General features: G+C 40.9%; 15 protein-coding genes and 1 tRNA gene. 12 read left to right on the top strand and 4 right to left on the bottom strand.

Annotated features, from left to right (window positions below; genetic code table 11):
- Window positions 1-91: 91 nt before the first annotated feature.
- From ACR63T_RS05435 to ACR63T_RS05415, 5 genes are all read left to right on the top strand, one after another.
- Window positions 92-1,273: a tRNA nucleotidyltransferase gene (locus ACR63T_RS05435; RefSeq protein WP_472785010.1), complete on the top strand. Its 1,182-nt coding sequence runs from the start codon at window positions 92-94 to the stop codon at window positions 1,271-1,273.
- Between the two features lie 3 nt (window positions 1,274-1,276).
- Complete coding sequence (locus ACR63T_RS05430) at window positions 1,277-2,080, top strand: pteridine reductase (RefSeq protein WP_472785009.1); 804 nt, start codon at window positions 1,277-1,279, stop codon at window positions 2,078-2,080.
- A gap of 96 nt (window positions 2,081-2,176) precedes the next feature.
- Window positions 2,177-2,253: transfer RNA gene (locus ACR63T_RS05425), tRNA-Ile, on the top strand.
- A 171-nt stretch (window positions 2,254-2,424) separates the two neighbouring features.
- Entirely contained in the window at window positions 2,425-3,696 is a 1,272-nt protein-coding gene (locus ACR63T_RS05420; protein ID WP_472785008.1) for a tyrosine-type recombinase/integrase, read from the top strand.
- 204 nt (window positions 3,697-3,900) lie between these two features.
- Window positions 3,901-4,848 carry an IS256 family transposase, variant Zn-binding type gene (locus tag ACR63T_RS05415; RefSeq protein ID WP_472785236.1) on the top strand — a complete coding sequence of 316 codons (948 nt, stop codon included), beginning with the start codon at window positions 3,901-3,903 and terminating at the stop codon, window positions 4,846-4,848.
- A 36-nt stretch (window positions 4,849-4,884) separates the two neighbouring features.
- On the opposite strand, the gene ACR63T_RS05410 is transcribed toward ACR63T_RS05415, so the two are convergent.
- The 4 genes from ACR63T_RS05410 to ACR63T_RS05395 all read right to left on the bottom strand — a co-directional run bounded on the left by ACR63T_RS05410 (window position 4,885) and on the right by ACR63T_RS05395 (window position 12,077).
- Window positions 4,885-8,085, bottom strand: coding sequence for a tyrosine-type recombinase/integrase (locus ACR63T_RS05410; protein WP_472785007.1), 3,201 nt, complete (start codon window positions 8,083-8,085; stop codon window positions 4,885-4,887).
- On the bottom strand, window positions 8,078-10,402 hold the full coding sequence (locus ACR63T_RS05405; protein WP_472785006.1) for a hypothetical protein: 2,325 nt from the start codon (window positions 10,400-10,402) through the stop codon (window positions 8,078-8,080). Before ACR63T_RS05405 ends, ACR63T_RS05410 begins: the two co-directional genes overlap by 8 nt.
- The gene (locus ACR63T_RS05400; protein WP_472785005.1) at window positions 10,402-10,635 is read right to left on the bottom strand and encodes a hypothetical protein; all 234 of its coding nucleotides are present in this window, start codon (window positions 10,633-10,635) and stop codon (window positions 10,402-10,404) included. Before ACR63T_RS05400 ends, ACR63T_RS05405 begins: the two co-directional genes overlap by 1 nt.
- A gap of 524 nt (window positions 10,636-11,159) precedes the next feature.
- Window positions 11,160-12,077 (bottom strand): LysR family transcriptional regulator, encoded by a 918-nt coding sequence (locus tag ACR63T_RS05395; RefSeq protein ID WP_472785004.1) that lies wholly within the window; start codon window positions 12,075-12,077, stop codon window positions 11,160-11,162.
- A 244-nt stretch (window positions 12,078-12,321) separates the two neighbouring features.
- Between ACR63T_RS05395 and ACR63T_RS05390 the strand changes: the two genes are divergently transcribed.
- The 7 genes from ACR63T_RS05390 (at window position 12,322) to ACR63T_RS05360 (ending at window position 18,845) form a co-directional block, all read left to right on the top strand.
- Window positions 12,322-13,494 (top strand): muconate/chloromuconate family cycloisomerase, encoded by a 1,173-nt coding sequence (locus tag ACR63T_RS05390; RefSeq protein WP_472785003.1) that lies wholly within the window; start codon window positions 12,322-12,324, stop codon window positions 13,492-13,494.
- Between the two features lie 42 nt (window positions 13,495-13,536).
- A complete protein-coding gene (gene catC / locus ACR63T_RS05385) occupies window positions 13,537-13,827 on the top strand; it encodes a muconolactone Delta-isomerase (RefSeq protein WP_011513602.1) in 291 nt (96 codons plus the stop codon).
- Window positions 13,828-13,926: 99 nt separating this feature from the next.
- A complete protein-coding gene (gene catA, locus ACR63T_RS05380; protein WP_149408309.1) occupies window positions 13,927-14,850 on the top strand; it encodes a catechol 1,2-dioxygenase in 924 nt (307 codons plus the stop codon).
- Window positions 14,851-14,978: 128 nt separating this feature from the next.
- Window positions 14,979-16,364 carry a benzoate 1,2-dioxygenase large subunit gene (benA, locus tag ACR63T_RS05375; RefSeq protein ID WP_472785002.1) on the top strand — a complete coding sequence of 462 codons (1,386 nt, stop codon included), beginning with the start codon at window positions 14,979-14,981 and terminating at the stop codon, window positions 16,362-16,364.
- 62 nt (window positions 16,365-16,426) lie between these two features.
- Window positions 16,427-16,924 (top strand): benzoate 1,2-dioxygenase small subunit, encoded by a 498-nt coding sequence (gene benB / locus ACR63T_RS05370; protein WP_020443471.1) that lies wholly within the window; start codon window positions 16,427-16,429, stop codon window positions 16,922-16,924.
- Between the two features lie 65 nt (window positions 16,925-16,989).
- Window positions 16,990-18,006 carry a benzoate 1,2-dioxygenase electron transfer component BenC gene (benC, locus tag ACR63T_RS05365; protein ID WP_011513598.1) on the top strand — a complete coding sequence of 339 codons (1,017 nt, stop codon included), beginning with the start codon at window positions 16,990-16,992 and terminating at the stop codon, window positions 18,004-18,006.
- Between the two features lie 59 nt (window positions 18,007-18,065).
- Window positions 18,066-18,845, top strand: coding sequence for a 1,6-dihydroxycyclohexa-2,4-diene-1-carboxylate dehydrogenase (locus ACR63T_RS05360; protein ID WP_201619409.1), 780 nt, complete (start codon window positions 18,066-18,068; stop codon window positions 18,843-18,845).
- Window positions 18,846-18,883: the final 38 nt, after the last annotated feature.

The raw sequence follows: 18,883 nt of genomic DNA, 5'->3' as shown, positions 1-18,883 counted from the left end.
AGCCCTCTGTTATAATAAAGCCCGTTGGCGCAAATAGTGCCGACGGGCTTTATTTTGAGCTTAAGATATAAAAATAATCAAAGAGGTCATCATGCAAGTTTATCTAGTTGGCGGAGCCGTAAGAGATCAGCTGTTAGGACGTTCCATCAAGGATAAGGACTTTGTGGTAGTCGGTGCTAGCGTAACCGATATGTTGACAGCAGGCTTTGTGCAAGTTGGTGCTGATTTCCCAGTGTTCCTGCATCCTAAAACTCATGAAGAGTATGCACTGGCTCGTACTGAGCGCAAGCAAGGCCATGGCTATCAAGGCTTTAGCGTCGATGCTAGTAGTAAAGTGACGCTACTTGAGGACATGCAGCGTCGTGACTTAACCGTCAATGCGTTAGCGATTGAAGTCACTAGCCTCACTGATGATACACCTATCAATGGTACGGTAATCGACTACTATAGCGGACTAGATGATCTCGAAAATAAAACCCTGCGCCATGTCTCAGCCGCATTTAGCGAAGATCCACTGCGAGTATTACGCGTTGCACGCTTTTATAGTCGCTATTATGATTTAGGCTTTACGATAGCCGATGAAACTTTGGAATTGATGCGTGAGTTAGTCAGCTCAGGTGAGCTGGCACACTTAAGTCGCGAGCGCATATGGCAAGAGTCTAGCCGTGCGATGATGCAGACCTCACCGCAGGTTTATTGGCAGCAACTGTACGAGCTTGGCGCCCTCAATGATTACTTTGCACCCTTAGAGCAAGCTTGGACGAATACTTCTATTCGTGAAACGGTTCAAACTGCGCTCTACTTTGCAGGGCAAATGCAGCTCAATTTATCTCAGCGCTGGGCGTTATTAATGAATAGCCTCGATTCGTCTTTATTCGATGTCGGTACTGACACGAGCACTGATGACCCTATAAAAAGCGTTATTAAAATAGGTAATAATGCGAAAATACCCAAAGCACAGACTCAGTTTGCCAAACTATTCACTCAACAGGCTTCTAAACTGAACAAAATAAATGAGCTAACTGCTAGCGATAGAATTGATCTTATTCAAGCCTGTAGCGCTCATAAAGACCCAAACACTCTATCTCAACTACTCGTTACTAGTAACGTTTGGCAACTAGCTCAGCAGCATCGACAAATGATGCTTGCGTTAAACAGCTTTCATGCTATTGGTATGGATAATATTGACCCAGACATAAAGGGTGCAGCTATCGGTGATGCGTTACGTCAAGCGCGTATTAAGCATTTACAGACGCAAGAGCAGCAGGCTTAGTATATGAATGAGCTAGATCAAAAGGCGGATAAAACTTTGCAGGATAATACAGCTGTAATGTTAGTGACTGGTGGCGCTAAGCGTATCGGCGCGGCTATCATCAAAGCGGCGCATGATAAGGGCTATCGAGTCATCATTCACTGTCATCGCAGTCAACAGAGGGCTGAGCGCTTAGCAAAAGCATTGAATAGTATTCGAGCTGATAGCGCATCAGTAGTAGTCGCTGATTTAGCGCTAGTCAATAATCAAGCTGAGCTAAACGATTTTGTACAGCATGTCATAGAACCGTTTGGTCAGTTAGATGTGTTAGTACATAATGCTTCTCGGTTTTATCCTACGCCGATCGGTAGTATCGATAACCCGCAATGGGATGAGTTGATGCTAACCAATGCCAAAGCGCCGCTACTACTGAGCCAAGCCCTACTCCCTTACCTGCAAGTACAGCAAGGCTGTATCGTCAGCCTACTCGATATCCATGCATACGATAAACCTTTTAGTGGCTACACCGTTTATAATATGGCCAAGGCGGCGCAGCGTACGATGGTACAATCCTTGGCGTTAGAGCTAGCGCCTGACGTACGAGTCAACGGGGTTGCCCCTGGCGTCAATATCTTACCTGATGCTGATAGCGATCAAGCGCTTGATCAAGCTCAACAAGACAACATCGTCCGCTCTATTCCTATGCAGCGTATTGGCACCCCTGAGGATATCGCACAAAGCGTGCTGTTTTTGGTTGAGGCTCTCTATATTACGGGGCATATCATTAACGTAGACGGCGGACGTAGCCTAACTTTGGCAGGTGATTGAGATAAACAATCACTCTATTAATAATAAAATCCAGCTAGATGCTATCTTTTACTTGAAAAACTAAAAAATTAATGTATCATTGTCCGTCTAGCGTTAGGGCCCATAGCTCAGTTGGTTAGAGCAGAGGACTCATAATCCTTTGGTCGTAGGTTCAAGTCCTACTGGGCCCACCAAATTCAAACCCTTACAGTCATTGACTTGTAAGGGTTTTTTATTGTCTAAATTTCATGCAAGTGCACTGATATAATTAATTTTTTGATACTATCTTGATACTTTGACCCTTGTAGTAATTAAAGTATGATGACTACTAACACTATGGTTATATACTGCTGCATGGGTGATATATGAAAGTTAAACTTACCAAAAAACTTATCGATTCAGTAGACTATACCGTTAAAGGTACTGATATCTATATGGATGATGTATTAACTGGATTTGCGCTACGTGTCGGTAAGCAGTCTAAACGCTATACATTGCATAAGCGCATTAACGGAGATCTGTATAGAGACGAAGTAGAGGAAACGCATCTAATTACGCTAACCGAAGCACGTGAAAAAGCAAGCATAATGATGGCTAACATCAAAAAAGGCATGCATGTTTATGACGGGCTTCATGAGAACCTAGAAGAGCCGAAGGACAAGACCAATAATGTGCCAACACTGCAAGAAGCTTATGACTACTTTAAATCAACGAAGACTGGCTTAGCTGAAGGCACTATTACCACTTATGACCGTCAAATACTACATAAGCTGAAAGACTGGCTAAATATCTCTCTAAATGATATTACCAAGTCAATGATAAGTGATAAACATAAGGAGATAAGTAAGCATAGCGAAGCTCAGGCTAACGCAACTATGAGAGCTCTAAGATCAATTTGGAACTATTGTCGTGATAGCTTTTTAGATGATGACGAAGACTTTTTAATCAAAGAGCAACCTATACGCATACTTAACGCAAAGAAAGATTGGAATAGAGTTAAGCCACGTACCAAACATATCGAAGAAGAATATTTAGGTACGTACCTTAAAACGCTTTTAAATTATGTTGATAGAAGCTCTCACATGCAAGCACCTCATAGCAACAATGCACGAGATATCATGCTATTTTTCATGTTTACTGGTGTGCGTTTAAACGAAGCACAGTCTTTAAAGTGGTCTGACATCGACCTTAAAGCTGGCAGGATAATATTCAAAGATACCAAAAACGGTTCTGATTATCATATGCCTACTAGTGATGTTTTACAGGCTCTACTCGAAGAAAGGTGGAGAATGAGTTCTGGTAAGCAATGGGTATTTCCAAGTGACTTGCAAGCTAGCGATGATCATATAAAAGACTTAAGTGGTAGTTATAAGTCCATAGGTAAACAAGCAAACCTATATATTACACCTCATGACTTGCGTCGTACTTTTGGAACAGTAGCCAATAGCTTAAATATCAGCTATCCAGTCCTTAAACGCTTGCTCAATCATCGTGAAGCTAAATCAAGCGATGATGTTACCCTACAATATGTTCAAGTGTCACAGCGGCAACTACGAGACGCTTTAAATTCAATAGAGTCTTTCTATTGTCAGCATGCTAGCACGACACAAAGCGGCTTCATAAAAGCACTCATATAGATCAAAGCTGCAATTCTTATCAAATTTATAGACCGAACCTAGTCCATAGCATTTAAAATCTCACTAAAAGATAACCAATACCATTAACAAATAACCTAGGTATTTAAGCACCCCCGACGAAGCGTAGTAATCATCAGTAATAGCCAAATTCGGTGTAATGGACATTTTTCATGCTGGCTTAGAGTCTAACGCTATATACTGTCTATATTTGCAAGGAATCAAAGCCATGAATCAAAAAACTGCCCTTTTTGTAGTGAAAAACACACCAAGAAGAACGGGGTTAAGCTTGGCAAACAGCAGTATCAATGTCTAGCTTGCAAACGGCAGTTTTTAGGTGGCATAAGACTCAATAACCAAACCCTATGGACTGAATATACGCAAGGTAAACAGACCTACAAGCAGCTAGCTGATAAGTATCACTGTAGTCTTAAAACCATACAAAGACGCTTAGATAAAGTTAATATTGAATATCAGATTAAACGACCAAAGACTGCTAACATCATCATCGACACCACTTACTTCGGTCGTAAGTTTGGTCTAATGGTTTTTATGGATAATACTACTAGAGCCGTTCTTTATTACGCGATAGTCAGCCATGAAACCAATAGTGCCTATAAGCAAGGGATTGATCATCTAGTGTCGTTAGGCGTTGATATACAAAGCATCACCTGTGATGGTAGACGAGGGCTTAGAACGTTATTCACCCGTACCCCTTGCCAGATGTGCCAGTTCCATCAAGTACAAATAGTAACTCGCTACTTGACTCGTCGCCCTAAGAATATCGCTAGTATTGAGCTTAGACGACTTACTTTAGAGATAACACAGCTTGATAAAACTGACTTTATAAAGCGCTTAGATCAATGGTACTTAACTCATGAAAACTATCTTGATGAGCGTAGTACCAATGACGATAACAGTAGAACGTGGTACACGCATAAGCGTCTTAGAAGTGCTTATCGTAGTCTTAGAACCAATAGCGATTGGTTGTTTACTTATCAAGAATACAACCACTTAGATATACCAAATACCACCAATTCTCTTGAAGGGTTATTCAGTGAGTTAAAGCGACAATTACACAGTCATCACGGGCTAAATGAGGAACGTAAGTTACGGTTTATAAAGGACTTTCTACTATCAAAGTCACTCAAATAGCATGAATTATGTCCATTAGCGACTACCTTCTACTTTTTAGCATGAATTTTGTCCATTACACCCCAAATTCTTATCAGAACGTTTACGCTTTTTCTGCACTACCCTTACCTCATAGCCGTGGAAGTTTTCACGAGCACCGACACGTATTGAGCTGTTCAGACTCAAGTCTTTTTTAACATCACTCACAACTTGCTCGCTATATGCCCTAACCTGCCAATGACTGGCATCAATAAGCTGACAACCTATTAGCATGAAACTCTGTAGCGTCTCAAGCTGGGTCTCCTTAATACCAAAATGAATCGATGAGTTATTTAAGTTATGTTTATGTGCAAATATTTCAATAAACATTCTCAACTTCTCAGGATTTTTTGTGGACATCTGATAAGCTCTATCTAATGCTCTAGTTATTACTTCCTGATTTTTGCTACCTTTAGGCCTACCTAGTAATAGCCTGTCATCATCAAACAGCTCACTAGCGCGCAGATATAAACATTTAGATTCATTTAGACCTATACCATGTCTAATAGCAATCTCAGGTAACAGCTCATTTCTAGAGTTGATATTTAACTTCTGTAATTCCTCTAAAAAACCTATGACGTCCGAATATTTAGGATGAATGAAAATTGAATTTGTATTCGACTCTTTAAATCCATTCAAATTATCGTTTAACAGTTGCTGGCTAGCATTATGTTCAGGTTCATCTATATTCTTGAATAATGATACTTTATTGGAAGCTATCTTTTTAAGTAAATATGGTCTTATCTTATTTAGCTGCACCATCTTTGTCGTTGCATCATAAGCAGTTTTATTTTGTCTATATATAGCTGAATAACCAAGCCCTGTTATTAACTCTAAAACGGCTATAGGTAGCTGCAAGCACGCTCTGCTGAGCTGTTCCCCTGCTAGCAAGTGAGCAGTATGAATGTAATGCTCGAAGGTTGTGTCGCACGTTAAATGCCCTGCAAGACTTGCCAGCCCGAACCAAGCGCCCTGCTCTTTGTGATAACCAAGAATTCCTTTCACTATTTTTTCGCACTGGTCGTTATTATAATCCGTCATCACCTGTGCCAATGAAGATTCACGTAGCACTAATGCCAGTTGACTAATAGCAGTATGTCTAAAGCTATGAAATGTGAAGTCGTGCTCTCCTAGCAATCTATCCCAAATTAACTTCATGAGATTGCTAAAAAATACACTGGGTAACGGCTGATCACCTGATCCTTGAGAAAACAAGTAACGTCGCTTCAGTCTTTTCTGCTGATAATATAACTGAATAAATTGTTCCAGCTCGTCTTGCTTAAGTAAGCAATCAACCGGTATAAGCCTACTTGCACTGCTACTTTTCAATCTTCGATAGCGATTCGGTCTTAGCCATATTTGTGGTTGCTCTATTCGTTGTCCATGCTCATCAGCATAGATATCTGCTACATCAGCAACTTTAATACCGATGAGTTCCTTTATTCGCATTCCTGTTCGGTATGCCAGATTTAAGACTACTAAGCAAAGGTTTTTCTGTTCATAGTCTAGATCCGAGGTGACCAGATACTCTTTCATCGCATGATATATACGAGGCGATATCATACTCGCCTTTATAACCTGACGTTTATTACCCCATGGAAAATACACATATGGAGCATCGTAATACTCTATTTGATAATCATGAAATGCTCTCAGGCGACCATAGGTAAATTTTTGAGTATCTTTAAGCTGATCTAAGTAAGATACTTTAATGTCACTTGCCAGCTCATTTAATACGCTTGGGGAATCAGGTACCTCATTTTCGATAATGCCTGCATCTTCATTTATGTTACTTATAGCTTCATCGTTGAAATCAGAATCTTTTTTAAGTAGCGAAGATTTACGACCATCCTTAATCTTACTTTGAATAATCTCCTCATAGATAGCTTCAAAGTCCTCATCCGACCATTCATCAAGAGTCTCATCCATCATTAGCATCAGCCAATCACGACCAATACAGCCCACGTATTTACTGATGGTATTTAACCTGTTATTGCTAGTGTTCAATAAGCTTCTTACCCACCCTAAAAGACGCATGGCATTCGGTTGAGTGAACTCCTGTTGTAATAACTCTATATGCAAAATAGCTGATGCCCTGCTGCATTTGAGAGCATCTTGCACCTTTTTAACAAGATTTTTGCTAAAGCTTGGATAATTACTTTTATTGGTACTTCTTTTATTTGATCCTGAATAACTTGCTACAAACAGCTCTGACCACGTAAGTGGTAGCGGGTTTGAGCTAATCACCTCTTGATTATAATTAATAAGCTTATTTGTAGTTAAGCCAGTCGTTTTAATTTTCCCCTGTCTAACAATAGACAGCGCACTATCTATATCGGCACCCTTCATCTGCCGCCAATGATAGTCAGCGTATTTTATTAACTGCGATAAATGCGGTTTGCTTTTATCTTTATTTTGTAGTTTTAGCTTTTTACAAATATCACTGATAATGGTTTCAAACGACTTCACATCTTCTTTTTCTTTTTTTAACTTTTTATCTTTTAGCGCGTATAAAAAGCAAAGTGTCATATCATCAGGTATGTACTCTATATAGCGCTGTAAGTTTGTAGCAGATACATCCTCTGAGGTATATCCTTGCGTATAAGAACAACCGTAATTGTCATCATCAATACTGAGCAAAATTAGCGCCAAACTCTCGCTACTGACACCTGAACCTGATAATTCATCAGTTGCTGGTAGCTGCAATTGATATATCTCACGTTCGCCTAGCAGCCACTGATAGAGTGCTTTTAGTGCGTCTACGTCATTCAATCCACCATACATCACGCTACAGTAGAGTGCTGACTCAATTAAGTCATTATTTGAGAATCTTCTTTTTCGTTGCCATATTTCAATCATTTGCTGACTAGCAAGGCTTATTTGAGCGCCATTCACCATCCAATCATAAGAGATGATTAAATTATCGCGCTCTGCGATGACGGGCACCACAGGTTCATCTAAATCAGTATCATTCTTTTTGTTGTAACTTCGAATGAATGCTAAAAAACCTTGTCTGGCTAAGTAGTAAGTATGGGCGGTATCAAAGCGCGTCTTAAGCACGTTATCGATTGCTTGATAGCATTCAACTAGGTCTTTTTCTGTCGTTATGTGATTGTCATCAACATACGACGCTATCAAAACTTTCGCCTCATTTTTGATAGCGTCATGACTTTTGCTTCTATTTTCTTCTCTTAACTGATGAGCAACGGCATTATCCATATATAGTCACCTCAACTTGTCGTAGGTTAAGCTCAACTGCAACTTTATCTAAGTCAGCAGATAGTTTTTTTAGCTCATTAATGGATAGTGACGACATAGGATGCATAGCCTCCTGATCTGGATGTTCATGACCATATAAGGCGCAGATCAAATGCTCAGGAGACTTATTTGTTAGCATTGAGCGTAATTGATGCCTTAGCCAATTATCTTGATGGCTAAAAAAGTGCCTTGTCTGATAACGAATTTTACTAGGCGTAATACCAGAAAACCCTTTAGGATTTTTACTGAAAAGCTGAATGATTGGCTGTTTAGAGTTTAATATGTCGTCTAGTGGGAATTGGTCATTTGGATAAATTGCATTATGGAAGACTGCAAATTGATTAATATATTCAATATAGTTTTGAACGGCTGTGATCAAGAAATCACTTAGAGGAATGAGTCTTCCCTGCCCTTGTCCCTGACGCTCTTCTTTATCGGACACCCATAACAGTCTTTGCCTAAAGTCAAATTGATTTAAAAGCCCCGGCGCATGCTTTACAGGTCTAATCCCAGTCTGAATAAATATGATATGCCATAGCCAGACACCATAAGCATTAAACTGCTCAATATAACGGTCCTGCCTTATGCTTACGTTCCGCTTTAATCGACCGTTATAGCTCTCAGCTGCCTCAGCAAGCTCATCAAAGAACCTTTGGCAGATATCAGTATTTAAAGTCATGTCACTACCGATATATTTTTTGTACTGATTACTTTTTGGGCTAGATAGAATAAATGGTCGAACTTCATTCTGAACGTCCGCCGTACAGTATTGGGTCAATAGATGTATAACATTGCTGTATGTCTGCTCTAAGCTTATCGTCTCAATGCTGGTGTAATACAAAGGTGAACTGTGCTTCACATCAACCCCAGTCAGAATCTCGGCATGGAGTGGCTCATGAAGCTCATTCTTGATAATCGTATATAGACAAGCATCAATATGCTGATTTGATAATGCTGGTAGATCTAGTTGCATTTTTAAACTTGCCAGCACTTCAGAGATCTCATTACTATTTACCAAAAACTTATTCTCAATGACCGCTTGTAATCTAATTGGCAAAGGTAATTTAAATTTATTGTCGTAACTCTGACGATACGGTAATAAGTGACTTCTACGATTCGAGGTCACGTTAATAGTGATGCTCATAACATAACCATTAGTAGCCGAACCGCTTTCATGACTCAGCCACTTGCGCTGACTTTTATCCAACTGCAGCTCATGAACTACTTCTTGAATCTTACGACCACTTAGCATTGACAGCAATATAACGGCATAAACCTGACGCTGTTTATAGCTGACAATGGTAAAAAGTTGCCAAACTCTGGTGAATAGCATCTGATAACTCAATAAACGTAACTGACGAATATTGGTGGGAAAATTAAATTGATTGCGGCGGGCATGTCGATAGTTGTTTTTTAGCTTCCATTGCTGTAATTCTGAGGATTTGGCTGTTGTCTTGGAAGGTTTGAAGTCATTGTCTAAAAGTTTAGGTGGTTCGTCGTCAGCAATATTTTCATCATAAGCAACGTTATCCTCTTTATGGGTATTGCCAAATACTGTAGCTCTTAGTGGTTCATCAGTACTACCCAGATACAGCGTATTAGAGTGTCCTTTGCTAGGCTCATTATCTTTTGAATTGGTATAAGTTTTGCCTACAAAGACTTTGTTCTCTGCAACCACTTCATAAGCAAGTCGTATTTGCCCAATTTTACCCGCCAATTTTTGATTAATGACTTTGCCTGATGCTTCGTTATTTTTTGTCTGAGCTTCATACTGACGTAACGCTGATAGTACGTTTGCCATTGAATCATGTTGAGCATGAATAGTGATTAACTTCTCGACGATTTTAGATTGCGGGTTGTTGTTCTTTAATCCCATTCTAAGACGCACACTTAGCTGATTGATTTTGGCAGAGTGCTCATCTTTACGTGCAGCAATCATAATAATGACCTGCAGGTATGCACTCATAAACTGCCATGCTTCATTATTAATATGTACTTGACCATATCTCTGGTAAAACAAAACCAGCATATAAGTGACGGCCCAATCCTCAATCTTTTTCTCTTTGATAACTGTACCGGCAATAGCTTCACATTCAGACGGTGTCAATACCTGTATATCTAGGCTGGCATGTTCACCAATGTGCAGGTAAAAGTTTGGATTGATATCCAGCAGATTAACAATCAAATTTTGTACTTTTATATAGTGCGGTGAATTAGAGGGTACTAGCTGTTCTAGGACTCTCTGTAATTCAGTAGTATCGAATTTATGCATATTCATTAGCGTGCGTCACTCAGCCAGTCCATGCTTTTAGGCATACCTATGACACGCTCTTCTGATGCAAACTTGCATTTTTGATACTCATAGTTGCTCTGGCTAATACGTGCAAAGCGGCAGTATTCCTTTACGGTCAAATACTTAATACGCATCAACTGACATATAACACTTTGAGGCGCGTTATTTTTCAGTACCTTAAATAAATCAGGATGATTGATACCTTTCAATGAAATCAAACTGACTACTTCTCGCCATGCTAGCTGCTGAATATCATTGATACTTTCAGGGATGATTAAACATGGGTAATCACTATACGTATCAGCAGGTGAATCGAACCGCTTGGGTGCATACTAGATGGCATTATGACGCAGACTAGCGCACATATTGTGGCGATGACTGGCTCATAACTGCTAAGCTAGATGAATCATGTTCGTATACAAATGACAATGTTTACCGCTCTTGACTGATATTCAAGACCCATGCTGTCTTTAACTAAGTTTAACGCTATAGAGAAATAACTTTATAGGCTGGCTTGAGATTTGTTAGGTACTAATTACCTCATTAGTGTGTTTATAGGAATATTAAGATTATAAATTCATATACGGTATGGCTGATTTTTATAAAATTAAAAAAGGTTCCTAACACTATATTATCCATAGTGTCAGCAACCTTTCTTTAGTTAGTATTTTACTTAGGTGATGTGCTTAATATTGGGGTTTGACTATAATTAAGAGTCTTGACGTTGAGATTTGAGATATATTCAAACCTTCTCACGCTTATAAATGAAGCCTTCTTCGTCATAAATTTGATAAGTAACATCTAATAGCGTTTCCAGTAATTCAGACTTATCAAAATGCCTGACACTCATCACGATTGGCGAAGTTAATATCCCCTCTTCAAATGGGATATAGGTTATCTCTTGATGACGTAAATGCTCAAGTGTCTTTGGTACGATAGTCAACCCTTCTCCTGCTGCTACTAACCCTAGGGCAATATGCAATTCACGTACTTCCATGAAATAATTCGCCTTCAAATTACGATTTTCAAATAGTTCTAATACGTAATCAATGAAACTGGGCCTCGGTGCTGTTGGATAAAGTAAGAGGTTTTCATTTGTTAAATCGATCAAGCTTAAACTGTCGCGTTTTTCTTTTGATAATGGGTGCTCGATAGGAACAGCGACTACTAAATCTTCCTCTCTAAGCACCATTCGCCTAATGGAAGCATCTTCAAATAACAACCTGCCAAAACCTACATCTATCTTACCTTCTGTCAATGCTTGCGTTTGTTGCCAAGAGTTTAGCTCATACAGTTTAACCTCGATATTCGGATGAACTTCTCTGAAACGGGATATTACTCTCGGCAATATGCCATACAATATAGATGATACAAAGCCTATTGAAAGTGAATTATCAAAATTTCCCTTACGAATAGTCATAGTACGCAAGTCGTCTGATTTTTTTAAAATTTGAATAGCATGATCATAAAAAAACTCGCCAGCCTCAGTGAGTTTCAAGGGACGGTTCTCCCTATCGATGAGCGTAACGCCAATCTCTTCTTCCAACTGTTTTATCTGCCGGCTAAGTGGTGGCTGCGAGATGTACAAACGAGCAGCTGCTTTATTGAAGCTTTTTTCTTCTGCCACAGCTATGAAATAGCGTAAATGCCTGAGTTCCATTATTCTTCCTTGATTGACTTCCTATTGTTTCTATCCTAAGTCGTTCTAATTTCTTCCCTTTTATCTATCACCTACTTCATATACAAAATGTCCATACCTAAAGAACATAACATGCTACCTACCTTTCGACAAAATACCTAAAAAGTATTAAAACAAGACTAAATAGGTCTTAGACATGTCGATATTTAACACCTATAGTTCTTATTAAGCATAAGGAAGCCAAAATTTTATACTAAGGATAGATATGATTCGTTCAATTAATACTTTACTAGTACCAATACCTACTATTCGAGCGCATAAACTGGCTTGTACCGTAATGAATGAACAAGTATTGGTTCTGGTACATATCCAAACCGAAGATGGCTACGAAGGTTGGGGCGAAGCAACGACGATTGGCGGCTTAAGTTATGCTGAAGAAAGTCCTCATAGTATCAAAACTAATATCGATACTTACTTTACCCCTCTCTTGATGAAAGAAAAGCCTACAAGCACAGCAAAAGCAATGCAGCTATTGAATACCCACATCAGTGGCAATCGTTTTGCAAAATGCGCGATTGAAACTGCTCTACTAGACATCGAAGGCAAAAGACTCAGCCTACCTATCAGCGAGCTCATCGGTGGTCGCATCCGTGATCGTATTGAAGTGGCATGGACACTTGCTAGCGGAAATACTGATACCGACATCACTGAAGCTCATCGAATGATTGAACAAAGAAAACATCGGATTTTTAAACTAAAAATAGGCAGCAACCCTATTCTTGATGATGTCGCCCATGTGTTAGCTATTAAACAAGCCTTACCTGATTGCCGCATCACCGTTGATGTCAATCAAGCATGGACAGAGCTTGAAGCTATGAAAGGTATAAATTTATTACAGAATGGCGGTGTTGATTTAATCGAGCAACCAGTATCAATGCGTAATAAATCAGCGCTGAAGCGTTTAGCTGAACACTTCGACGTGGCTATTATGGCTGATGAAGTCGTGCAAGATCCATATAATGCGTTTCAATTGGCAGCGGATCACTGTGCCGATGTTTTTGCCGTGAAAATCAATCAAGCAGGCGGATTAAAAGCAGCATGCTTAATCGGACAAATGGTACATCTAGCAGGTATCGAGCTCTATGGTGGCACCATGTTAGAAGGTCCTATCGGTACAGCCGCATCCGCCCATGTATTCTCAACCTATCCCAGTTTAAATTTCGATACAGAACTTTTTGGTCCTTTACTATTAACCGAAGACGTTTTAGTACAGCCTCTTGATTATCAAGATTTTGGTTTAAATGTACCTACGGGCGCAGGTCTTGGTATCGAAGTAGATAGCGATAAAGTCTATCACTACGCCAAACAAGCAATCAATAATTCACTTAAATCATCAAAGCCGCAATTTGCCACTAATGCTCAAACTGAAATACTGTAACAGCTAAAAAAATTACCCGTCATCAAATATAAGGAAATAATTATGTTATACCACGTCAGAATGGATGTCTTAATCCCAACAGATATGGACGCCGACAAGGTCAACGAGCTTAAAGCCACCGAAAAAGCATTATCACAAAAGCTCCAAGAGCAAGGTAAATGGCGTCATATTTGGCGCATAGCCGGTCAGTATTCTAACTTCAGTATCTTTGATGTTGAGAGTAATGAAGAGCTACACGACATTATGATGTCATTACCGCTCTATCCGTACATGAAGGTTGAAGTGACACCATTGTTACGTCATCCATCATCTGTTCGTAGTGATGACAGCTAAAGCAAGCCAGTACAGCTGATATCAGAATCTATAAAAACTGAGTAAGAATACTCACTGTAATTACCCCTTAATAAAACAGTCCTCAACAAGGAGAGAGACATGGAACGCAGCCAAATTGAAGCATTAGCCACTCAGTTCATCAAAGGCAAAATCGACTTCCCTGAGCAAGTTAATCCACGCGTGCAAGAGATTGTATTACGTATTGTGACCGACCTTATGCAAACCATTAATGACTTAAAAATCACCGCCGATGAGTATTGGTCTGGCGTTGAGTTTATCGGTGATTTAGGCAAAGAAGCCGGTTTGTTATCACCAGGCTTGGGTTTCGATCACTTCATGGATTTAATGATTGAAGAGGATTTAAAAGCAGCCGGTCTTGACGGTGGTACTGTGCGTACTATTGAAGGTCCACTCTATGTCGCTGGTGCGCCAGAAGAAAAAGGCTTCGCGCGTCTAGATGATGGCACTGACCTTGATAATGGCACCGTGCTATTTATGCAAGGCACTGTTTATGGTGAAGATGGAAAGCCTCTTCCAAACGCAAAAGTTGAAGTATGGCATGCCAACAGCTTAGGTAACTACTCTTTCTTTGATGAATCACAGTCTCATTTCAACTTACGTCGTAGCATCATTACCGATGAAAACGGAAATTATGCATTCCGCAGCATCGTGCCGCTAGGTTACTCAGTACCACCAGAAGGAATGACGCAAAAAGTATTGGGCGCGCTAGGACGTCACGGTCATCGCCCAGCTCACATTCATTTCTTTGCCAGTGCTGACGGTCATCGCAAACTGACCACGCAGATTAACATCGATGGCGATGAGTACCTATGGGATGACTTTGCTTTTGCAAGCCGCGAAGGTTTGGTACCAGAGGTAACGATGGTAGAAGATGCGGACAAGCTAAAAGAAAAAGCGCTTGATAAGCCTTACGCAAGTATCGACTTTGACTTTCATTTAGTAAAAGACATTGACCAAGCTATACAAGGCAGCGAAGTAGAACGCCGCCGTGCTCAAGGTTAATGAGCACTCATATTAAATAGCATTCATTAATAACTATTAGCGACTTACGTTTGATATGTCCTCAGTTGTCGTATCAAACGTTAGCTTCTAATCTCATTTTATACCGTCATTATACAAGGAAGGCAGCCATGAGCGAGCGTATCAATCTAGTACCTGAAGGATCAGACATCACTATTGATGATTTTTTAGAAGAGAACAGTGAAAAAGGGATTTATCGCCTGCATCGTAGCGCCTTCACTAACGAAGAGTTGTTCGAGCTTGAGATGAAGTACATCTTTGAAAACAATTGGGTGTATTTGGCTCATGAGTCTCAAGTTCCTGATAACAACGACTACTACACCTCATACATTGGTCGTCAGCCTGTGATTCTTGCCCGCAATAAAGAAGGCGAGCTGCATTGCATGATTAACTCATGCTCACATCGTGGTGCACAGCTCTGCCGACATAAAAAAGGCAATAAAGCCACTTACACCTGCCCATTCCACGGTTGGACCTTTAACAACTCAGGTAAGCTGCTTAAAGTTAAAGATCCAAGACATGCAGGCTATCCAGAATGCTTCAATAAAGAAGGCTCACACGACCTAAAACAAGTGAAGATGGCCAATTATAAAGGCTTTATCTTTGCCAGCTTAAATGATGATGTTCAGTCAATCGAAGACTGGCTTGGCGGCTCTACCAAAATTCTTGACATGATTGTCAATCAGTCGCCAGAAGGTCTAGAAGTTCTACGCGGCACCTCAACCTATACCTTTGATGGTAACTGGAAACTGCAAGCTGAAAACGGTGCCGACGGCTATCACGTATCAGCCGTCCATTGGAACTACGCTGCGACAACTGCGCGCCGTAAAGAAACTGAAGCTGTCAAAGAAGACAATATCAAAGCCATGAACGCTGGCAAATGGGGTCGACAAGGCGGTGGGTTTTATTCTTTTGAAAACGGTCACATGCTGTTATGGACACAATGGGAAAACCCACAAGACCGTCCAAACTATGCTTATCGCGATGAGTATGTCGCCAGCTACGGTGAAGCCATGGCGGACTGGATGATTGGGCGCTCACGTAACTTATGCCTATATCCAAACGTCTACATCATGGATCAGTTCAGCTCACAAATTCGCATGCTCCGCCCTATCGCGGTTGATAAAACTGAAGTCAGTATCTGGTGTATCGCACCAAAAGGCGAAAGCGATGAGGCACGTGCACGCCGTATTCGTCAGTATGAAGATTTCTTTAACGTTACTGGTATGGCAACACCTGATGACTTAGAAGAGTTCCGCTCGTGTCAAGAAGGTTATAACGGTATCAAGCTTGAATGGAATGATATGTGCCGAGGCTCTGAGCATTGGATTCAAGGTGCAGATGAAGGCGCGGCCGCTATTGACCTTAAACCTTTGATGAGTGGTGTTAAGACTGAAGATGAAGGGCTATATACCGTCCAACATCGCTACTGGCACGAAGAGATGAAAAAAGCTCTAGAGCAAGAGCAGCAGCTACACGGTGCTAATAGCGACTAATACATTTTTATTATTACTCTGCTATTTATTGTAGAACTGACAAAAAAATAAGGATATCAATCATGAAAAATGCAACTGTTAACATTGAAGACATTAGACAGTTTCTATACCGTGAAGCGCGTTTATTGGATGAGAAAAAATGGGAAGAATGGCTTACTTATTACGATGAAGACTGCCCTTTCTGGATGCCAAGTTGGGATGACGATGGTCAGCTCATCAGCGACCCACAACGAGAAATCTCGCTGATTTATTATCCGGATCGCCGTGGTCTTGAAGATCGTATCTTCCGCATCGAGACTGAGCGCTCATCAGCGACCATTCCTGATACACGTACCACGCACAATTTATCGAATATTGAATTGCTCGAAGACAATGACGGTATTGTGACGGTGCGTTTCAACTGGATCAACAAGTCCTTTCGCTATCACGAGACCAACACCTATTGGGGTTACTCTCAGTACAAAATAGACATGACTCAAGACCAACCAAAAATTTTGGATAAGTATGTGGTCTTAAAAGACGACTATGTGCATCAAATCATGGACGTCTATCACGTCTAATCATTATTCACTCATTATTTAGCCACTAGCTTTTAATTAATACGTGTTGAAAAGGGATATTTCTCATGGAATATAATATTGCTCTACAGTTCGAAGACGGCGTCACAGGCTTCATCAAATGTGAAGCCGACGAAACCGTCGCCGAAGCCGCTTATCGTCAAAAATTTAATATCCCTGTGGATTGCCTTGATGGTGCTTGCGGTACTTGCCGTTGCCATTGTGAATCTGGCAGCTACGACATGCACCCTGATATGTATATCGAAGATGCACTGACAGAAGCTGAAGCTGCTGAAGGGTATGTACTCACCTGTCAGATGATTCCAGAAAGCGACTGCGTGATCAAAGTACCAACCTCCTCTGAAGCCTGCAAAGTCGGCAAGTCTGTATTCAAAGGCAAACTACAACAGCTGAATGTACTGTCAGAATCTACCATTCACTTTGGCGTCGAAGTCGACAATCCAGATGCACTAGTATTTTTGCCAGGCCAGTATGTCAATGTCAGTATTCCTGACTCTAACGAGACACGCTCCTATTCATTTAGCTCTATACCTAGTGCCAATCAGGCTGAATTTGTCGTCCGCAATATTCCTAACGGCAAAATGAGCACCTTTTTATCTGATACTGCGACTATAGGTCAAGAGATTAATTTTGAGGGTCCATTTGGTAGCTTTTACCTGCGCCCTCTAATCCGCCCGACCCTATTTCTAGCAGGTGGTACTGGTATCGCGCCTTTTTTATCGATGCTAAAAAGTTTAGAAGTGTCTGGTGCTCATCATCCTGTCAGGATGGTCTACGGCGTCACCAACGACTTTGATCTGATAGAAGTTGAGAAACTAGAAGAAGTCAAACAAAACCACCCTTGGTTTGACTACCGCACCTGTGTCGCCACTGAAGACAGCCAGCATGAGCGTAAAGGCTATGTCACCGGTCATGTTGATAATGAGTGGCTAAACGATGGTGACGTCGATGTCTACTTGTGTGGCCCGTTAGGGATGGTGGATGCGGTGAGTAACTGGTTAGACAGCAGTAATCTAAAACCGAGTAATTTTTACTATGAAAAATTCACGCCCAGTGAGCAATAACGTAGCCTAGCCGTATTTCTCTACTAGCAAAGCATGAGCAAGATTTTTAGGAGACTGTCATGAGTAAAAGATTTGATAATAAAGTATGTATCGTTACTGGTGCCGCCCAAGGCATCGGACGCGGAGTCGCTTTACGTTTGGCAAGTGAGGGCGGAAAAATCGTCATGGCAGACTTTTCTCCATTAGTAGAAGAGGTGCTGGCTGAAATCATTGCTGATGGCGGAGAAGCCGTTACCATTCAAGCTGACCTTGAAACCCATCAAGGTGCTAAAGAGGCTATTGATAAGGCACTTGATAGCTATGGGCGTATCGATATATTGGTCAACAATGTCGGCGGCGCAATATGGATGAAACCTTTTACCAGCTTCTCTGAAGCAGAAATCCAAAAGGAAATCAGCCGCTCATTATTTCCAACATTATGGTGTTGTCATGCTGTTTTACCAACCATGGTCAAACAGCAATCAGGCACTATTGTTAATGTGTCCTCTATCGCTACTCGCGGTATCAACCGCATACCCTATTCGACAGCGAAAGGCGGCGTGAACGCCATGACCGCATCGCTCGCTTTTGAGTATGCAAACGATGGCATCCGTGTGAATGCAGTGGCAACTGGCGGTACTGAAGCGCCGCCCAGAAAGATTCCACGTAACGCCAAACCATTAACTGATGATGAAAAATCATGGATGAATGCGGTGGTTGACCAAACCATTGATCGCACCTTTATGAGACGCTACGGCACGATTGATGAGCAAGTCAATGCCATCTTGTTTTTAGCATCCGATGAGTCTTCTTATATCACTGGTAGTACCATTCCTGTGGGCGGTGGCGACGAAGGCTAATAGTAAATCTGCCAATTAGTAGCATGCATCTTAATTTG

This window comes from Psychrobacter sp. M17(2026) (assembly GCF_055699815.1).
This window is presented reverse-complemented; position numbering and strand designations above follow the sequence as displayed.